Consider the following 18,732-nt stretch of genomic DNA (forward strand, 5'->3'; position numbering starts at 1 on the left):
GATGTGGCGTAAGGAATTAGCACCTAGACTTCATCCTGCGTCCTATGGAAGGGACAGTCTCAGGAGATCACATGCGCATAATCATTAAATATCAAGACGGTGAAGGCTGCATTACCGAACGCGAAATCTCGGATCTGCAAAAGGAAAACGATAATCTCATTGGCGCGTTTTGCCACACCCGTGATGAATGGCGATCATTTAATGTAAATCGAATAATTCATGCGGTAGCTAGAGATACGGGAGAGTTGATTAACCCGTATAGGCTTGTGTCAGAGATGCGTGACGAGCAGTCTCTGGACTCGCTGACCTGGAAGTACCGACAGGCTATCAAGTCGGTGAAATTTTTCTGTCTCACCACTCGAGGATTGGGTAAACGCGAGCGCCCTCGGATCGTCGATTTCGTCAAAGTCCTAGTGGATCCGTCACAGCACTCCAGAGAAGATATCACCGAGTGGGTTAACAACCTGTGGTGCGCAGACCTTTATCGATACCGCGATGGTGACGTTGATGAGTACAAAGGGCTGCTACAGCAAATCCCTTACTCACTGCTCGACCAATGTCGGGAGTGCGCGCTGAAGATAATCGTGGGCTCAGGCCGGAAATCCGAAAACCCCGATTGGTTGCAGAGAATTGATGAAGAATTCAGCTCTCACCCCGTAGTGCGAAAACCGATCAATCCCGGGGTTTGACCATGATCGAAGGAGTGAATAATGAAGCTATTACGGGACGCACGAACCCTTAAGATCAAAGCTGTCAGTTCCCTTCGTATCGGGATGCAGTCCTTCAATAGCTTTGACGACGATGGCCGTATCACTACTGTATTGCTCCACCTTCAGCACGCCTGTGAAATGCTGCTCAAGGCAGTCCTTGTTCAGAACAAGGCCAAAGTATTCGATAAGGTTACAGGGCGCTCAATTTCGTTCGACAAAAGCCTTGGGCTTTGCATTGCCCACTATGGTCTGACTCAAGAAGAAGCCGGTGTGATGCGCGCGGTGGATAGTCTGCGTGATGCTGCCCAACATTGGTCGGTGGTTGTTGCTGAAGACTTGCTTTACCTCAACACTAGGGCGTTGATAACGGCATTTGATGCCTACCTGCTCCGAACATTAGAGATTAGCCTGATTGATCACATTCCGGCTCGCGTACTGCCAGTGTCGACTATGCCGCCAGGTGATTTTGAGTTTTTAGTGGATAGGGAATACAACCTGATTAGGGATTTGTTGGAGCCGGGAAGACGTCAACGTGATGAAGCACGTGGCCGTATACGATCAATGCTGGCCATGGAATCCATCGCGGTGGAAGAAGTAGAAGTATCCGAACGCGATATTGATCGGGTAGAAAAGGCAGTGCGTGGCGGCCAAGGCATCAATGAAGTATTCCCTCGACTTTCGATGGTGGGCACTCGTACTGACGGCGAAGGCGTGAACTTGGTTGTTCACTTCACGAAAAAAGTAGGTGCGCCTGTACGATATATCGGCGGAGATGACCCAGCAGAGGCTGCGGCAGTGCGTGAGTTAGATCTACAGAAAAAATTTCATCTTGGAGCAGCCGATCTCGCGAAGAAGGTCGGGCTTTCCCAACCTAAAGCCAAAGCCCTACGAGCACATCTGGGCATAGACGAAGATGTGAAGTGCCGTAACGTATTCGAATTTGGATCGACTCGTATTCCTCAGTTTTCGGACAACGCCTTTACGCTGATGCGCGATGCCTTGGCCAATCTCGACATCGAAGAAATATGGCGTGCACGGAAGCGTTAGTCTAAAAAACCACCTCTCAGAGCTATCTGGCCGCTCTATCTAACAGGCCCATCGGATATGACCGCAAACTTCCGCACTTCGATAAAGAGTTTTCACTGACATCAAAGCCTCCGCGCTGGCAAGCAATACATGAAATCGATGGACGTACTGAGCTCAGGTTTGATGCCGGCAGTCGCCTTGGATGACGAATTCCCCGCAGTCACCGGCTTGATATAGAACCCCACCCCGCACGAGGGGTCTGCTCTTGTATCAGATCTCGGGAATACATCGAATGTCCGCGCAACACAGCCTAGTAATACTCGCTCGTGGAGGCTACGCCGCTCGAGGATTGCTGTATTTGATCATCGGTATTTTCGCGTTGCTCGCAGCACAAGACTCGACAAAACCGAAGGACAGCCACAAGAGCCTGGAAGCATTGCTGAGCCAACCATTCGGCTATTTTCTGATTGGGCTTGTGGTGGCGGGTCTGCTCGCATTCGCAGCTTGGCGCGTCCTGCAAGCTACCCGTGATGTCGATCACCACGGCAAAAAATTCAAAGGCTTGGTGATTCGCGCAGGCCTGTTCGCCGGAGGCATCGTCAACGGCGCTCTTGCGTTTTTTGCGTTGGGCCTACTCATTAGCGGTATTAAAAGTTCGGGCGATTCCGGAGGGCAGACCAAAGACTGGCTAGCGCATTTTTTGTCTTGGGATCACTCGAATTTGTTGGTGTACCTGATCGCTCTTGTTCCCCTTGGTGTGGGCGTTGCTCATATCATCAAGGGATGGAAAGCATCGTTCGAGAAATATTTTGAGGCCGACGAGGAAGTCATGCGCTACGTCCGCCCTGTATCACGATTCGGACTAATTGCCCGTGGAGTCGTGTTCTTAGAAATTGCATTGCTACTGGCCATCAGCGGTTCCACTTATCAAGCCATAGATCCACCTGGTATGAAGGAATCACTGGATGCGCTCCAAGATCTACCTGCTGGATGGTTGATTTTGATGGTTATGGCTTTAGGGCTGATTGCTTTCTCGGTTTACAGTTTCTCAGAAGCCTTTTGGCGCAAGATCAACATGGATGTGCCGGGAGTGCCGAGCAGGGGTTGATGAGCAACGGAGTCTTACCGCCATGCGGAGCCTTACTCGACCAAGGCCCCCATGTTGGCGGGTTATCTACGATATCGATGGACGTGCTGAGTTCGTTTTGCATCTGCTCGAAGACTTTGTCGAGACGCGGATGAGCTCTCGATTCTCGGAGTGCATTTACTAATTCCAGAAGCTCTCGACCCTGGGCTAGCTGCATCTGGATATCGCAGTACACCGTGTCATCGTCTTGTCTCATGCCCTCACCCGCTCAGTCTTTTTTAGATTTATTTCTTGCGGCCCGATGCTGCTCCAGGTGTCGCATCTCTGCTTCCCAACTCGCCAGGAATTTATCCCAGCCTGAGGCGTAAGGCCCATCGACCAACCTGGTCGACCCGACGCTTGCCTGGTAGAAACGCTCTCTCCAGGGTTGCGGAATAGTCTGCTCCAAAATGATGTTGATTCCGGAGTTATGGCGCATCACCGAGACAGAGTTACGAACCTGAATGAGGTCGAGTGGCTTATCGCTACAGGGGGTGTCGTTTCGCTCTTGGTCGTCGAGATCATCGAGGATGGCAAGGAGGTCGGATACAGTGGGATCGCCAGGACGGAGGCATGCAAGGGCCCACAGAGCCCTTCGCCTAGCGCCCTCAAGCTGACGGAGTTCATCGTGGGTCATTTCAGCCGCATCCTTGTTGATTTGATGTAGGGCAGTAGCTATGGCGTGCCGCCTGCGGCGGAAGGCTGGCGAGAACTGAGCCACGGCTGCGCCGCGTCTCAGCCCGTTGGGCGCTCATCCTGTACGCCTGCGCGCTCCGCTTGCCCGATACTCGCAAGGAAAGGAAAGTCTGGCGCAGCGATCCTGAAGCCGGGGCGGGTGTAAGCGTGCACTACGTACAGGACTATTACTTGTGGAACTTACTGAAGCGACTCGATAGAGCTGCGGCTTCGGTAGTTTCCCAATCTTCAGGATTAGACGTAGCGTTGAACATCACCCATGCCCTCCACAGGAAAAAGGCGGCAACCAAGCTCGACTCAATTACTGCAAATACCGTAGTGGTATACATATAATCTGAATTTTCCCCAAAGAAAAACAGCACTGGAAATATTGAAGCTATCCAGCCGGCGACGAATGTTAAGCAAAATGCGATGGCCGCAGTGACCGTCAGGAAAAGCGGGACTTGATATCTATACTGGGTTGCAAAGGATTTCTCGCCGTTCTGCTTCGCCAAGCCGTACAAGATGCCTGTGTTTTTTTCTTTGTCATTGTTTCTTTTAAACAGGCCATACAAAGTTACACTCTCGCCGACCTCCAACTCTTCATAAAGCTTGTTCGACACTTGCAAATTCGGGATAACTGCACCGTCAATGCTGACTTTAGCTTTATGTCCGCCGTTCATTCGATCAACAGATCGAACGTAGTCAACTTTTCCTGAAACTTTCACGCAATCGAACTTCATCACTCACTATCCCTGCCTTCTCTCAAAAAAATCGATCTGATTCTTGCCAAGACGTCGCTCAGTGACAATTGCAGGCGGACTTACCCGGGCCATAAACGTCGGACTTGATGAGCGCTTCTCCCATCGAAACGTCCCTAGCCGTGTCTTAGGTGCTGCTCTCATGACCAATCCATCATCAATCCAAACATCCCGCCGCTATGACCAAACGACTGCTTGGCAAACCATGTGTCACGATAATATCACTATGGTCTGTTTATCGAAACACGCTTGCCGTGGCTCTATCCTCGCTTTTGAGGATCCGACTCATGAATCTGAAGGAAGCGCTGGCGGGGGCATTACGCGGAGCCCGTGCACACCAAGGGTTGAGTTACGAGGATCTGGCAGGTGCGACGCACAGAACGAATTTAGGGAAGCTTGAGCAGGCCAGGACGACGCCGACGCTGGAGAAGCTGGACGAGATCGCTGACTACCTAGGGCTCGACCTTTTGACGATGGTCACTCTCGCCATTGCTGCGCAGGGTGAAGAACTCCCGTCAGAGGCTTTACAGCGTACTGCCTTGCGTGTCAGGGAATTCGAGATGTCTGGAGGGTGGGAGTTGGTAGAGGAGCAATTCAGTGACGGAAAGCTCATCAAGCGCTCCCAAGGCAAGCCAAAGCGGCCCGTTAATGCGATTTACGTTCGAGCCCTGAAAGCGCAAGGTTTCGACAGGAAAACAATCGCCGAAAAGCTCGGCGTTGCGCGAAGCACTGTCCAAAAATATTGGAATACATAAGCCTGCAGAACATCAGCAATCCTGCAATCGAAGCAAATCGCGGTTTTGGCGCGCCCTATCGGGTCGGCTGTCGTAAACCATGCCATGGCTGACGCCAAGTCATGGCCCTCTGGGCTTCCATCCTCGCGTCTCCGGCCTTACTGGCCTGCGCGTTCCGCTTGCTCTAGTAATTTTCATCGACGAGAGAAACTCGGTATACCTCAGCCCTGAGCAATGGTGTGTAGTCATCCTGTCTGTCCATATTTCTGTTGGAAGGTGCAGTCGCTGGGTGGACAATACGGGTTTGGCCACCTGGTAGCTCGCCATTGAGGAAGGAACCCCGCGCATGAGTCAGAAAGTCCTAAGGCTTCCTCGGAACGAGGTCGGTCGCGACTTTGTCGTCGGTGACATCCATTTCAAGACGATGGATCTTCATAAAGGATTGTTGAAGCTAGGTTTCGACAAAGCTATCGACCGAGTCATCGGAGTGGGTGACCTCATAGATCGCGGGCCTGGAGTCCTCGACGGTCTGAAGCTTCTTGGTGAGCCGTGGTTCTTCACCGTTCAAGGTAACCATGAGCAAATGCTTATCGACGCTTACAGGGAAAACCCCAGCGCTCGTTATGTAGCTCATGGTGCAGGCTGGTGGTCGACCATCGCTGACGACTCGAAAGAGATGGTCATTGGGAAGCTCGAGAGCCTTCCCACAGTCATAGAAATCGAGTCCCCTCGCGGCTTGGTTGGCGTTGTTCATGCTGATGTCCCTGCCGGGATGTCATGGGTCGAGTTCACTCGAGACATATCAATCCCTGCTGTAGAAGAGATCGCGCTATGGGGGCGCGAGCGGATCAAAAAGCACCATCGAGAAGGTGTCAAAGGGGTCTGGCGTGTGTGCACGGGGCACACCTGGATTCCAGAGCCTGTTCGGCTAGGGAACGTTCTTGCACTTGACTGCACCGGAGGGGGTGAAGGGCCACTAGCTGTCTATTGCGTTCAGGCGGACACGATTTATGTGGAGGGGCGCGCCGTGTCACTTGACCAATCGGAGGCTGTTACCGAGCTCCTTGACGAACTTGAGCAGGCTTTAGGTCATCTTAAGGCCACCACCAACGCTAACAAGCTAATTGAGTCACAACGCTTGAGCCACGAGGCCGACGAGTTAGCTCGTCGAGTGAACACTACCTGGCTGACTTTGCGTTCGGAAATCGGTGAATCTCAGAAGTTGCTTAATGCGCTTCACGGACTCAGCTTGCTCACCGGCGAACGAAGGGAAGCTAAGCTCGAAGAGCTGAAATTCAAGCATGCAGGCACCCAGCTAGAGGGATTGCTGTCGAGGCTTCTTGATTGAAGGTTGAGTACCAGTAACCTTGGGGATCTAAGAGAGATGATGGTCGAATCTGTGCGAGTAGTTCGTAAATGAAGCATGTGAGACTAATACGACATGGAGAGAGCGCTGCGAACGCGGGCCAAGCCACTTTAGATCACGCGAACATTACTCTCACTCCGAGAGGATTTGAGCAAGCGCAGCTTGTGGCATTGTCGTTCAACCATGCTCCGGCTCTGATCGTTGCCTCGCCTTTCACCCGAGCCCACTCAACCGCTATGGCGACCGCAGCGGTGTTTCCTCTTATCCCTTTTGAAACCTGGCCCATCCACGAATTCACTTATCTCGAACCTGCGCGTTGCGCTAATACAACCGTCGCTCAAAGACGAGAATGGGTTGAGGCGTATTGGGCCAAAGCAGATCCTGGTTTCACGGATGGTGAAGGCGCTGAGTCATTTCTAGATTTCATAGTTAGAGCTCAGTCTTTCTTGGAGTGCCTTGCAGAGCATCCCGCCCAAGACATCGTTGCTTACTCCCATGGCCAGTTCATTAACGCTGTAGCCTGGCTAATTGAGCGCAAGACGCTCGGCATTGATGCCGGAGCTATGATGGACTGGCGTGAGTATGAAATTGCGAACCACGTGCCCAATTGTGGTGGGTGCCTGCTTTCGAAAGATCCCGACGAAGCCGGTTGGAAAGTAAGCCGGTCAGTCCCTAAGGAGCCACGAATGGATGTCATTTGGCGCGTGCCGGGCAGAGCCTATCAAGTCGCTCGTGATCCTGAGCGACTGCTTGTTGAAGAGCGCGCCGAAGCTCTCTCAGCCGCTGGCTATCCGCTGCCAGGTGATGATCCGGCTATGTACGCTGAGCAAAGGCTGAACGCTGCCAGAGCGGCAGCTCGTTCATCCCACGTAGGTAGCGTTAGCGAAAACACTGCGGCTGAGCTCTCCGCAAGAGAGGTATCCCAGGTTCTGAAGGAGGCGATTTTCGGTCGAAGCGTCATGAGTAAGGTGGGTCATGAATCGTGGGACGAGATTTATGCCGGTCACTTCCAGATCAAGGTAGACGGTTGGGAGATATCGATTTACAACGACTGCGATCAGCTGGACTACTGTGACCAAGGCGTAAGTCCGGAAGGCCGGCGCTGGTCGTTTGACTCGGGGAATCGATTTGGCACTGATCCACTTGCACTGCTCAGCACATGGGAGCATCAGACACTTGAGCGGCTTTTGAAGGCGTTATGATGAGGATTACATCTCAACGAACCATCTCAGGAAGATCCCTTCGCGTAACCTCGCCTTGACTGTTCCGCGTCAAGTTAGCTTCTGCCCCATCAACCCCGAAAGCACTTCTCCGAGTAATACGCTCATTTCTCGTGCCGAAAGCCAGCTAGCGTTGCGTCCTATCTGCGCCGGAAAATCAACAGTACGATCACTCTGGTGCGAGCAGATGAAATACTTCATAGAGCATCGGGCGATTTCAAGCGGCAGGTTCTGGGAAAGCGGTGGCTGAGAGATATCCGTCTCCCCAAGAAGATACAGATCCGACGACAGCGGCAGAATTACGTGAACAAGCTCATCATCCTTATCCATGAAGGGCTTGAAAGAGCGCTCGCCTCTCACATGGAACAGTACGACTGAATCCCCTAGAGGCAGATCGCCTGACTCAAATCTTTGAACCGAATAATGAAGCGCGCTGAAACGCAGGGCGCGGGCAGCTGGCGATACAGACTCGTTGAGAATGCGGACATGACTGGCTTTTATCATGTCGGGTATTGAAGACTTAATACGCATCAACAGGGCAGGCATCTGGGCTGCAAATATCGCGACGAGCGGCTCGATGATTCGGTCGAGGAGTGATTCATCCATAGTGAGCAAAGCCTGAAGCTGCTGCGGGCTAACATCCTGCTTTGCCAAAGCACTGTCAAACACAGGGGAACCTGGTCTGAAATGAACTTGAGTCAACGCACGGAGGGTAGCGGGATCTGAAAGATACCGAAGAATGCCAGTGGCACACTCATCAACCATCGACTGCATATTCTGGCGAACATGGCGGCTTCTGATTTCTAAGTGAGATAACAGCGCTGGAATCCTCTCGACCACCGCCTCGCTCAGGTTGCCAGCCCGTAGGCTGTCTATCAAAGGTACGTAAACGTCCCGCTCTTCGTCGGTGATTTTATCGTCCAGATCTGGCTCGCCGTCGATAGCATAAAAATGCCTTTCAAGTCCTACATCTTGAATGTTTGCAGATCTGGGGGGCTTATTCTGTTCGTATACCCAGCACCGGACAATTTTGCCATTACCTGGAGTCCTGAACCCTTTCTGCAAAAACCTCGGAATGAAGTGCTGTCGTACCCCTGACACGTCGCGTGCTCCCTCAGATCTGTACGCTTATGATGCCTTGGCGATTGCCGTCTAGACTGCTGACGGGCACAGGCCTAGGCGCTTTCTTCCTCGGCCTGGAAGACCTCGATAAGCTTCTGGTTATAGTCATCAAGGTAGCTCTGAAGCCCATCACGGTCGATTAGCCGCACCCCCGCCGTGCTGGCCAACTCCTTCGCTGATTTCGTGTAGTAGGAGTTCGTGACTACCATCGCCTCGTCACACCCGTAAAACGCTTTAGCAGAGATGGCCTGCTGCACAGCCGCGTTGCCTACGGAGCCCGAATAGTTCTTAGCCTGGATGACCATGTTTTTACCGAACCGGGTAACGAAAAGATCGGCGCCCTGATCAGCAGTTTTCTTGGTTTCCTTAACGTCATAGCCAATGGTTTGGAAGATCTCAACCAGGAAAGCTTCAAATTGAAATCCGTCCATAGCATCCACCAGATACATGGTGATGAACTGATTCGGATTGAAATGCTCCAGCTGAGATCCAAGCCGCTCGACGAGAATATCGAAATAGATCTCCTCGCAGAGACTCAGGCCATTCCGGAAAACCTGTATCGTGAGGAGTGGCACACCAGATGTCGAAGCCGCTTGAGGGTTGAATTGCACATTTGGGAACGCAACGTCATTTTCCCAAAGGTAGTAATAGAACAAAGCCAAGTCAGACCTGAAGGTCGTTCCTGCCTCTTCAATCCAAGAACGTAAGGTGTCGGCAAGGTCAGTTCGAATGTGTCGGGTTAGCTCTCTGGAGAAGCCCAGATAGGCAGAGTTGAAGGCGGTGGTCTGCAACAGCTTGTCTAAGAGGGATGGAAGCCCTTCAAGCTCGTCAAAGCCTTTGCGAATCAGGACTTCTCTGAACAATTCCCTTTCGCTGTACACACCATCCAATCGTGGCCCAGGTACGCCCGCGTCATCGCTGCTACCTGCGCTTTCACGAGTTGTGTGAATGAAGTTTGTGAAGTATGGCTGCTTCAGCTCTGCGTACTTTCTCAAAACGTTATTCAGGAGATCGTTGAGCTGGGCTTGCTCCTTCTTCTTCCCGAAAAAGTCTTGAATCAAGCCTTTGGATCTGTATTGAAAATCGGGATAAAAAGAAGGATCCAGTGGCGTGAGGTGTCGTAACGTGAGCTCTGATGACGGTGAAACTTGAGAACCCATGCACCAAGGGCATGCGATCTCGAAGGTAGTCCTGCTGCATCCATTGCATTGATAAATCATCGCGCTGATTCCTTTCCTTAGTCTTCGCGCGGTTCCGCGCTTGATCGTGCAAGCGAACATAGCTGAGTGACATCAGCTCGTCCATCGGGCTTACGGAGTAGAGGACACGATAGCCCAGGAGTACAAATGTCCAGCGCTGAGACCGGCACATTGACGGCAGGCCTGATGCGCTTAGAAGCGCCTCAGGCCTGCCAGGTAACGGGGCACCGCCAAAGCATCCTCCCACGACTACTCCGAACTCCTAGGGGGCGTCCGGGCTCCTAGTCTGCGGAAAATGGATGATCTTGACCCAAGTTACTTTCAGCTGGGCTTAGGGACACAATCGTACTGGGCAGCTGGCCCCATGTAGGTTCATCTGCTAGAGCGTGTATTCAGTCTCGACCTCTAATGACCCAATATAACCTGGGTATGCTCGCTTCCCCTTATCCTCAAGATAATCACGCTCATACTCTTCGTTAGTTACATAGATATCCACCATGTTATCTATGCAATCCATCGTAATATGACCGGCTTTGTTTTGAGTAATCACATTATAGCCAGTGTAATAGTGAAGGTGCCGCGATGGAGCCTCACCGATTACAATGATTTGAGGATCAAGCTTTTCGAGCCAAGAGTCTGGAATCTTACCGGATGCTCTACCATGATGAGAGGCGAATACGATGGTTGTTTTTTCCAATTCGACGTCGTCTACAATGCTCTCCATAAAATCAGTCTCGAGGTCACCTAACCAAAGGAAGCTTGCCCCTCCTTTTACAAAGTATCTCAACACACAGGACACATTATTGAAGCTTTCACCAGCATCGCATTTCCGCAAAGCTTCCTTAAAGTCCGCGTTGGAGGTATCCGGCCAAAGAACCTGCACCCCTGAAGAGGCGCGCTCTTCATCGCCTTGATTAAGCCACTTCCGCTTTGACCCTTTTTCAAGGAAGAAAGCCTTACCTCCGTCTCTCAAGGCACAATAATGGAGAAAAGAATCCGTCAGATCCGGTTTTCGAGCCTTATTTTTCACACAATAAAAATTCGCTATAGGAAACTTTTTATCGAGTTTCTCGATGCCCTTGAAGTGATCCTCATCCGGATGAGTGCAGATAAAGCGTCGCATACTCTTGGTTTTTGATACGTCCTTGAGCTCGGCGATAATCTCATCAGAATTGTCAGCATTCAGATTACAATCAATCATAGTGAAATTATCACCACCATGAAGAATGTAAAACATATCGCCATTACCAACGGATAAGCTTTTTATCGTAGGCATTTTGCCTCCCTGCATAATTATAATTGACTGCTCTTCTAAAGATAAATCCATATGAGCCCATAGCTCCTATGGCCCCACCTGGATTTAGACCGGTTTCTTTCTTGACCTCGGATTGGGTAGGGAACCAAGGCACTCGAACAGGCGTTCCGCATAGACAAAACCCATCCGCCTTACAGCATCCTTGTCGAAATAAAATAACCAAGCCATCAAAAGTGACCCAGAAATAAGGATTGTGAGCCCTGCTGCAAGCCCTGGATCTGCCAAATGAATCGGCTCAAAATGAGGCGGCTTGACTCGAATTACTCCCGCAATCAGTCCGCCATACCCTAATCCGCAAAGGCAAGACAGAATTCCTACAGCCTTCATCGCGAGCATATTGCGATGAAAGCCATAGGCGATATTTTCTTTCAGTAGGAGATTTTTATTGCCACGAGTTAATTCCCTGAGGCGCTTAGTCGCGCCAATATAGATATCATCAGCTTTAGCAGGATCCGATTTTTCATCCTTTTCACTAGGCATATCAATTCCCAGCTTTGACGATATCTGTTGGTGATATCTCTGCTTACTGACGCTATCCAGGAATTTATCACTGTGCCGCAAGGCTAAAGTCGTAGGCATTCCTCCCCATGTCTTTAGCAGCTTTTCTTCCAGCTTTTTTCCTCGACCACGAGCAACGCTCGCCAACGCGTAGATTGCACCACACCCGCCCAGCAGTCCAATGACACTGGTAAGTACGGGATGTTTAGCACCATAAACGCACAGTAAGGGCACAAGCAGCGGCAGTGAAACCAGAAGCCCTGGTATCACTCTAGCCTTTCGCTCGTAGGGATCTTTCACCAACTCTAATATCGCAACCATGTTTAATCCATCAGTAGATTTGCAAATATCGGCCTGAATTACTGTGCACGAGCTAGATTACTCACCTAACCATTGTTGGCACTCTGGCTGATTGAGAAGTACCAGTTGCTGTGCTTTAGGATCAGGATTGTGGTTCCTGAGACCAAGCTTTTGTAGAAGATACCAAAGCTGAGATTGACGGGTGGTCAACGTACTTTGGCCATCCTGCATACCGTAATCCAACTCAATGGCACGACGACGCCCTTCGTCCAACTCAGGGTTAGCTCCAACTACCACCTGTACATAGGTATGCCATAACTTATCGTAAGGTGGTGTAGACGGCAGGTCTTTCGGAACCAACGAAAGTATTCTTGCGAGAACAAAATCTATGTGTTGGTTACGTCTAAAACAATAGGCCCGCACATGCCATCTGTAGCCATCGAACCCTAAAGCATGTGGCGCGACAGTCCTGATGGTTGGATCTGGCCCGCTCATCGATTGGTAATTAATCTCAAGCGCTTCCTGCCGCTGAATAGCTCGAAGAATTTTTATAAGCGCCGGCTTATCGACTAGACGGATAGGGTTGGGCACCGAATCCATCGGAGGCGCCCAACCGATGAAGCTTTCTGCTTCATCAATCACGCCCATCTCCCGAGCGAGAAGCTCGTCCAAATAGCGCAAACCGTCGTCAGGAGCAAATTTCGGGGTGAACGTGTCCGTGGCCACATAGGCCTTTACGGTCTTGTCATAGACTGCATTTCCTGGCGCCTGCTCCAAGTAACTAGCGAAGTCTAAAGAAGCCTGCGGAGCAGAAATTCCGAAGAAATCGAGCAGATCAGCCCGATTTACCCGTCCTTCCCACAAAAGCCTGAAGTCAATGAACTCCAAACGGCGCATCTGGCCCCAGCGGCCTGCCTTTTTTGGTGGGTGGTCAGTCATCTGTTGAGCCTAGTGCAATGAATGGTGCGATGGTAACACTACTAAAAACTAGACTCATCTAATTTTTATGAGTACCGTATTGCCATCACGACGATTCGCGTCTTCTTTTGGGGGTGTGCACCATGGCTGGACAAATTGCGTTTTTCCCGGTGGGTAACGGCGACATGACCATGGTGCGACTGGCTAACGCCGATGCCACTACCATCATTATTGACGTCCGGATTCGCCAAGCGGCAGATGATCCTGAGGATGAGACGCCAGATGTTGCGGGGGAGCTGAGGAAGCAGTTGCTGACAGATGCTGACCAACGCCCCTACGTGGATGCGTTTCTTCTCAGCCATCCTGACGAAGATCACTGCCTCGGCGTGCGCAAGCATTTTTGGCTTGGGCCGATTGAGGACTACCCGGACGATAAAAAGCCGCAGGCTGAAAAGCGAATCGTGATTCGTGAGATGTGGTCGTCTCCTATGATTTTTCGGCGACGTAACTCGCTCGGCCTAACACTGTGTGACGACGCCCACGCCTTTCACGTTGAAGCAAGGCGCCGAGTCCTTCGCTGGAAGGAGCTCGGCTACGCAGTGGTTGGTAATGGGGTTCGAGTTTTCGGTGAGGATGAAGGAGGTAAAACCGACAACATCCAACCCATCCTAGTGAAGACAGGGGAGACGTTCTCGACCATTGGCGGGCATACCTACGGTGACTTCTTCAGCGCAAAACTCTTGGCACCTATGCCCAAGCAGGATGACGAGACAGAAGAGACTCTTTCGAAAAATCACTCAAGTGTGATTTTGAGTATCGAGTTGGCTCCGTCGTCATTCAGCCGAAATAAAACTCGCTTTCTGACTGGTGGCGATGCCCATACCTCTATCTGGGAGCGAATCTGGGAACGTTACAAAGAAACTCCTGAAGTGCTGGAATACGATCTGCTCCAGGCTCCGCACCACTGTTCGTGGCACGCACTTTCGCACCACAGCTGGTCGACTTATGGGGAAGATGCAGAGGTATCCGAGGGTGCAAGATCTGCGTTGGGTCAAGCTCGTCAGGGTGCGATCATTGTCGCCAGCAGCAAAAAGGTGGTCGATGACAAAAACGACCCACCTTGCATTCGAGCTAAGCGGGAGTACGAGTCCATCCTGGATGACGTCAACGGGATTTTTCTGTGTGTCGGCGACAAGGCCAAACCAGAGACGATCCGGTTTGAGGTCACATCATCGGGATTGGTGAGAGCAGCTGTAGGAATCGCGGCAGCGAGCAGCGCTGTGGCAGCGGCGGCACCTCGGGCAGGAGTCAAGAAGTGAGCCTCAGTATCATCGAGTGGGGTAACCCACTCGAAGATGGAGCGCAGGCACTGACACTTCCCTTTTCGGTTGAGATCTATCGAGCATGCGAAAGGCATGAATACTTCCAGATCCAGGAAGTCCGGTCGCTATCAGACGGCACAGGCCTGACCGAGATAATTGTGGTGAAGGCCGGAGACGGGTCGGTTGGGGCCCACAACCCAAACGGTATCTTGCGTAAGGAGTGGTTAGCACTCACTGTGAACGCGGAGGAAGACCCACCTGTTGGGGTGAGGGCTTTAAGAAGTGAGTTCCCTGTTCTAGGCCATCAAAATTACACCCGTACCGGCGAGCCACTTTCCTTATGCTTGTACAACAGCACATGGTCAGAGATTCAGCGCTCCTGGACTCCTCAAAAGTTTCTTGCGAGGGTGCTCTGGTGGTTGCGGGAATCAGCCGAAAATTCGCTTCATCTCGGCGATCAGCCTTTGGAGCAATTATTTTTCAACACATCGTTCCAAATTATCTTGCCCGCCAAACACGCCCAGGAATCTTTAAACCCTGCTCGCCGTTTGGTTCTTGTTGAAGCCGAGTCCGGTAGCACTGAGGTCACCACTTACCTTGGCTACTATGTAGATGCGAATGCAGCAACGGCATGTGGAATGAAGGGTATCCCTACCCTTCGCGTTAATTTGCCGCCTGTTGAAAGCTCGCGCGTCGAGCGCTTCCCAGCGACATTGGGAGACCTTGACCAATGGGTGGCTATTCGTGGCGGTTCCTTTTTTGACGAGCTTACCAAAGCAATCAAGCAGTTGATTTCGGTCACTGATCTTTCATCCAATGAACAGCGTCCAAAATGCGTTCTTATTTTGCTATCGGTTCCGAGACTTCGGAACGGGAGAGTGGACAAGGTTGACGACCTCGCCTATTGGGTTACCAGTTCCCTGCTCCATCTGGGTGAAGCCTGCGGGTTGCTTTTTTATGATGAATACCGAGGAAGCTGGAGCCCCGTTGAGCTCATAGGCCAAACGCTAGAGGAGCGATGGAAAGCTATTTCAATTTTGCCAACCCAGCTTCGATATAAGCTCGACAAGCCACTCATCCGGTCATTGTCGTGCCTGGAATCTGTAGATTCGGATTTCGAAGGAGTGATCGCTGGGGTAGGTGCTCTCGGCAGCTCCATGGTGGAAACGTGGACGAGAGAGTCTTGGGGTCAGTGGACTTTGATAGATCCTGACCAAGCTATGCCTCACAACCTGGCACGGCATATCATTTCGGATTCTGCTATCGGATCCCCGAAAGTCAGAGCCGTTAAAAGCATTCTGGATCAAATATTCCCCGAACAACCACCGCATATGGCGATTGACGCGAGCGTTGTCGACGAAGATGTGAATGTCTCGGCGGCACTAAGCAACGCAAGCTTAGTAGTGGACGCCACGACGACGTTGCATGTACCGAGGGAATTAGGTGAGCGTGATGGAACACCTCGTACTGCAAGCGTATTCCTCACACCTTCAGGTAGAAGCTCAGTATTGCTTCTCGAAGACCGCGACAGGGGCGTTCGAATATCGAGCATCGAAGCCCAATACTACCGTGCAATCCTTGAGTCGCCGTGGGGAGAACTTCATCTTGATGGACACAGCAAAGGTGAATGGGTCGGGAACGGGTGCAGAGATATTTCCCTCAGGCTTTCCGTCGAACTGATTCGCCTCCACGCATCACTCCTCAGCCGGCAGGTAAGGCTGAGCCAAGCCAAATCGGGCGCGCGAGCGTGTGTATGGGATGTAAACGATGAAACCGGCGGCGTCGCAGCGCATGAAATAGCCATTTCTGAATCAAAGGAAGCACGGTCAGACGGCTGGACAGTCCGGTGGGATCAAGGATTTATTGAACAAATCCGCAGCCTGAGAAGCCAAGCGCTACCTAATGAAACAGGTGGAATATTGCTTGGATACACTGACCAACAGTTGAAAACTATCAATATAGTCAAAGGAATGCCTGCCCCTCCAGATAGCGTCTCTACACCCACCTCCTTCATTCGAGGGTACGAGGGCCAGGAAGAAGTGCTTCTTGATACGCGTCGGAGAACAGCCGGGGTCGTCGACTACATCGGTGACTGGCATTCGCATCCGCCCAAGCACTCGTCACGCCCGAGCTCCGACGACATGAATCTACTAGCTTCCTTAGCCCTGACCATGGCCAACGATGGCTTGCCAGTTGTCATGCTCATCATGGGCGAAACTGATTGCACAGTTACCATTGGAACGTACTCCGACCAATTGAAGGACTATTAAGTGCTGCTTCTGATCGTAGGCTACCTTGTGCTGTTGCTGTTCATCGCGACCTACTCGATAGGCGCAATGGCGCTAGGTTGGCTTGCACAACCTTATGAGGTGCTACGGATTCCGTTGATGTGTGGTGCAATTGGTTGCGTGGGGGGCTGCCTTTATTGCCTCAGGGCTGTGTACTTGAACAAATGCGTCCACAAAAGGTGGAATACGGACTGGTATGCGTGGTACTTCATCCGTCCTATTACGAGCGTGATTGCTGGTGCCGTTAGTTATCTTTTCCTCAAAGCGGGCTTGCTGGTATTGGAATCCAGCTCTAAATCTGACGCGAGTGAAATTGGTTTCTTCGCGCTAGCTTTCATCGCAGGGCTCAACGTCGATAAATTTGTCGCGAAAATTGAAGAGGTAGCTAAAGCAGTGTGGGGGATAGATAAGAGCCGCGCCTCCGAGACTCGCTCCCCGCCCGACAATAGATGAACAGTGACATTTTACAGCCCAGTACAGAATTTCAGGAGCAACAGTGCGCATACGCATTAAGTACCAGGATGGCGCAGGTAATATCACAGAAAGGGATATATCGGATCCCTGCAAGGAAACTGATAAAACCATTGATGCCTTCTGCCACATGCGCAGTGAGCGTAGAAGCTTCCACCTTGACCGTATAATGCATTCCTTGGCAACGGATACCGGCGAGTTGCTCAATCCGTATCAGCTAGTGCCACTGATGCGAGCTCCAGACTCCCTTGACTCGCTCACCTGGCGAGTTAGACCAGCTATAAAGGCTTTGAAGTTTTTTAGCCTTACCACCCGAGGCTTTTCCAAGAGGGAGCGTCAGCACCTGAACAAATTCGTCAAAGAATTGGTTGCCCTTCCGCAAAGCGACGAGGAAATCAGTGAATGGGTCTACGATCTTTGGTGCGCTGATTTGTACCAGTACCGTGACGGGGACTACAAAGAATACAAAGGGATACTGGAATACATCCCGCCCTCGCTTCTGGAGGTGTGCCGCGCATACGCTATTAGAAAAGTAGGAGGGGGCGCTAACAAACCTGAAAACTCAGCATGGAGTGAAAGGATTGAAGAAGAATTCGGGCCACGCCCGCTGGTCTGAATCCTCGATAACCGTTCCATGGCTGTTGACGCAAAGAAACAACCAGCCATGGTACAGTTAAATTATGAGTTATCTTAATCGCTGATCTACAAGGACGTAACACTAGCTAGCCAACCAATCAAAACATGGTTAGTCACTTTTCGCCTAAGTAGCCGCAGACCACTGCATACACTGCAGGCTCTTGGATATAAATAACGGCTAAACTTAAGAATAACATCCCGAAAATCGCGGACACCACTCCCCTTACGATACCGAAGTCATTGACGCCTCGCTGGAGTTTTACCGAGCAAACAGTAAATGCAAGGTAAAATACGCCGATCAAAAAGTTTGACGTCCTGGAAACAGAACTTGCGGATATTGCTGCAGTGACATTCGCTCCAAATTCCCCGAGCTCACAGCTATGCGCTAAAGCGGTCATTCTCGAACCCAGCGCTGGCATCTCAGCGATCTTCATGAAGACTAGGCAAATCGAGATATAAAAAAATGAGTTGATCGTAGAAAACAGCGACCCCTTTCCAAACATGAAACGTGCGCCTAACCAGAAGCAAGCTCCATAGAGGATAAGGAGCATGCAATTCAGGACAACCATGACGGCTACAAAGTCTTTACTCAGCTCTATCCCAATCCCTTTCAGCGATGGAAAGCTTAGTAGTGATAACGCAACGGCCATTACGAGCCCGATCAAGCTGGCTTGCGCACACCAGTAATTGCGCAGCTTCATATCTTTGAAAAATTCGGTCGGAGTAATTATGGAACGCTGTAGATCTTTAGCTCCAGCCACGAACGTGGGAAAAACGCTCTTGATCACAGAAAATATACCGTCAGACACGCACAGACCCTTAGCTAATTGGTGAACATTTATCATCGGCGGCACTCACTAATTCCTTAGCGAAACTACAATATTTTTTCACTGGTATTTTTCGAGCGTTACCTGTTCGTTTGCAGCATACTTCTCAATGCGTAGAGATATGCCAGACGCTTTTTAATACGGTTATGATTTACATCAACTAGAACAACGCGATCCCCACCCTTCGATGGGCCGCTATACCACGAACTGGGGTGTGC

18 protein-coding genes and 2 pseudogenes are annotated in these 18,732 nt (G+C 51.1%); 11 read left to right on the top strand and 9 right to left on the bottom strand.

Annotated features, from left to right (window positions below; translation table 11 throughout):
- The first annotated feature begins 71 nt into the window (after positions 1–71).
- The 3 genes from ACOZJV_RS09425 to ACOZJV_RS09435 all read left to right on the top strand — a co-directional run bounded on the left by ACOZJV_RS09425 (position 72) and on the right by ACOZJV_RS09435 (position 2,844).
- A complete protein-coding gene (locus tag ACOZJV_RS09425) occupies positions 72–689 on the top strand; it encodes a hypothetical protein (protein ID WP_421547441.1) in 618 nt (205 codons plus the stop codon).
- Positions 690–707: 18 nt separating this feature from the next.
- Positions 708–1,757, top strand: coding sequence for a hypothetical protein (locus tag ACOZJV_RS09430; protein WP_421547596.1), 1,050 nt, complete (start codon positions 708–710; stop codon positions 1,755–1,757).
- Positions 1,758–2,028: 271 nt separating this feature from the next.
- Entirely contained in the window at positions 2,029–2,844 is an 816-nt protein-coding gene (locus ACOZJV_RS09435) for a DUF1206 domain-containing protein (protein WP_421547442.1), read from the top strand.
- Positions 2,845–2,884: 40 nt separating this feature from the next.
- Here the strand turns inward: ACOZJV_RS09435 and ACOZJV_RS09440 are convergent.
- The 3 genes and pseudogenes from ACOZJV_RS09440 to ACOZJV_RS09450 all read right to left on the bottom strand — a co-directional run.
- A pseudogene (locus ACOZJV_RS09440) lies at positions 2,885–3,079 on the bottom strand (hypothetical protein); the annotation flags it as partial.
- 12 nt (positions 3,080–3,091) lie between these two features.
- A complete protein-coding gene (locus ACOZJV_RS09445; protein WP_421547443.1) occupies positions 3,092–3,499 on the bottom strand; it encodes a hypothetical protein in 408 nt (135 codons plus the stop codon).
- A gap of 226 nt (positions 3,500–3,725) precedes the next feature.
- On the bottom strand, positions 3,726–4,280 hold the full coding sequence (locus ACOZJV_RS09450) for a hypothetical protein (RefSeq protein WP_421547597.1): 555 nt from the start codon (positions 4,278–4,280) through the stop codon (positions 3,726–3,728).
- Between the two features lie 305 nt (positions 4,281–4,585).
- Between ACOZJV_RS09450 and ACOZJV_RS09455 the strand changes: the two genes are divergently transcribed.
- From ACOZJV_RS09455 to ACOZJV_RS09470, 4 genes and pseudogenes are all read left to right on the top strand, one after another.
- Entirely contained in the window at positions 4,586–5,053 is a 468-nt protein-coding gene (locus tag ACOZJV_RS09455) for a helix-turn-helix domain-containing protein (RefSeq protein ID WP_421547444.1), read from the top strand.
- Between the two features lie 325 nt (positions 5,054–5,378).
- A complete protein-coding gene (locus ACOZJV_RS09460; RefSeq protein ID WP_421547445.1) occupies positions 5,379–6,380 on the top strand; it encodes a metallophosphoesterase in 1,002 nt (333 codons plus the stop codon).
- A 68-nt stretch (positions 6,381–6,448) separates the two neighbouring features.
- Positions 6,449–7,057, top strand: a pseudogene (locus ACOZJV_RS09465) (histidine phosphatase family protein); the annotation flags it as partial.
- Positions 7,058–7,213: 156 nt separating this feature from the next.
- Complete coding sequence (locus tag ACOZJV_RS09470; protein ID WP_421547598.1) at positions 7,214–7,600, top strand: DUF7693 family protein; 387 nt, start codon at positions 7,214–7,216, stop codon at positions 7,598–7,600.
- 69 nt (positions 7,601–7,669) lie between these two features.
- Here ACOZJV_RS09470 and ACOZJV_RS09475 read toward each other — a convergent pair whose 3' ends face one another.
- The 5 genes from ACOZJV_RS09475 to ACOZJV_RS09495 all read right to left on the bottom strand — a co-directional run bounded on the left by ACOZJV_RS09475 (position 7,670) and on the right by ACOZJV_RS09495 (position 12,991).
- Positions 7,670–8,719, bottom strand: coding sequence for a DUF4238 domain-containing protein (locus tag ACOZJV_RS09475; protein ID WP_421547446.1), 1,050 nt, complete (start codon positions 8,717–8,719; stop codon positions 7,670–7,672).
- A gap of 74 nt (positions 8,720–8,793) precedes the next feature.
- Positions 8,794–9,960, bottom strand: a complete 1,167-nt coding sequence (locus tag ACOZJV_RS09480) for a restriction endonuclease (RefSeq protein ID WP_421547447.1) — start codon at positions 9,958–9,960, stop codon at positions 8,794–8,796.
- A 358-nt stretch (positions 9,961–10,318) separates the two neighbouring features.
- Positions 10,319–11,266, bottom strand: coding sequence for a ComEC/Rec2 family competence protein (locus ACOZJV_RS09485; RefSeq protein ID WP_421547448.1), 948 nt, complete (start codon positions 11,264–11,266; stop codon positions 10,319–10,321).
- Positions 11,267–11,299: 33 nt separating this feature from the next.
- Positions 11,300–12,073 carry a hypothetical protein gene (locus ACOZJV_RS09490; RefSeq protein WP_421547449.1) on the bottom strand — a complete coding sequence of 258 codons (774 nt, stop codon included), beginning with the start codon at positions 12,071–12,073 and terminating at the stop codon, positions 11,300–11,302.
- A gap of 57 nt (positions 12,074–12,130) precedes the next feature.
- A complete protein-coding gene (locus tag ACOZJV_RS09495; RefSeq protein ID WP_421547450.1) occupies positions 12,131–12,991 on the bottom strand; it encodes a helix-turn-helix transcriptional regulator in 861 nt (286 codons plus the stop codon).
- A gap of 122 nt (positions 12,992–13,113) precedes the next feature.
- Between ACOZJV_RS09495 and ACOZJV_RS09500 the strand changes: the two genes are divergently transcribed.
- From ACOZJV_RS09500 to ACOZJV_RS09515, 4 genes are read left to right on the top strand one after another with little or no spacing between them, the layout of a single operon-like run.
- Positions 13,114–14,289 (top strand): metallohydrolase, encoded by a 1,176-nt coding sequence (locus ACOZJV_RS09500; RefSeq protein WP_168224312.1) that lies wholly within the window; start codon positions 13,114–13,116, stop codon positions 14,287–14,289.
- Complete coding sequence (locus ACOZJV_RS09505) at positions 14,286–16,562, top strand: Mov34/MPN/PAD-1 family protein (RefSeq protein ID WP_421547451.1); 2,277 nt, start codon at positions 14,286–14,288, stop codon at positions 16,560–16,562. Before ACOZJV_RS09500 ends, ACOZJV_RS09505 begins: the two co-directional genes overlap by 4 nt.
- Positions 16,563–17,033: a hypothetical protein gene (locus ACOZJV_RS09510; protein WP_421547452.1), complete on the top strand. Its 471-nt coding sequence runs from the start codon at positions 16,563–16,565 to the stop codon at positions 17,031–17,033.
- A gap of 43 nt (positions 17,034–17,076) precedes the next feature.
- Positions 17,077–17,667, top strand: coding sequence for a hypothetical protein (locus tag ACOZJV_RS09515; protein ID WP_421547453.1), 591 nt, complete (start codon positions 17,077–17,079; stop codon positions 17,665–17,667).
- A 133-nt stretch (positions 17,668–17,800) separates the two neighbouring features.
- Here ACOZJV_RS09515 and ACOZJV_RS09520 read toward each other — a convergent pair whose 3' ends face one another.
- Complete coding sequence (locus ACOZJV_RS09520) at positions 17,801–18,541, bottom strand: hypothetical protein (protein WP_421547454.1); 741 nt, start codon at positions 18,539–18,541, stop codon at positions 17,801–17,803.
- Between the last annotated feature and the right edge of the window lie 191 nt (positions 18,542–18,732).

The organism is Pseudomonas sp. QD4, assembly GCF_049199125.1.
Lineage (GTDB): Bacteria > Pseudomonadota > Gammaproteobacteria > Pseudomonadales > Pseudomonadaceae > Aquipseudomonas.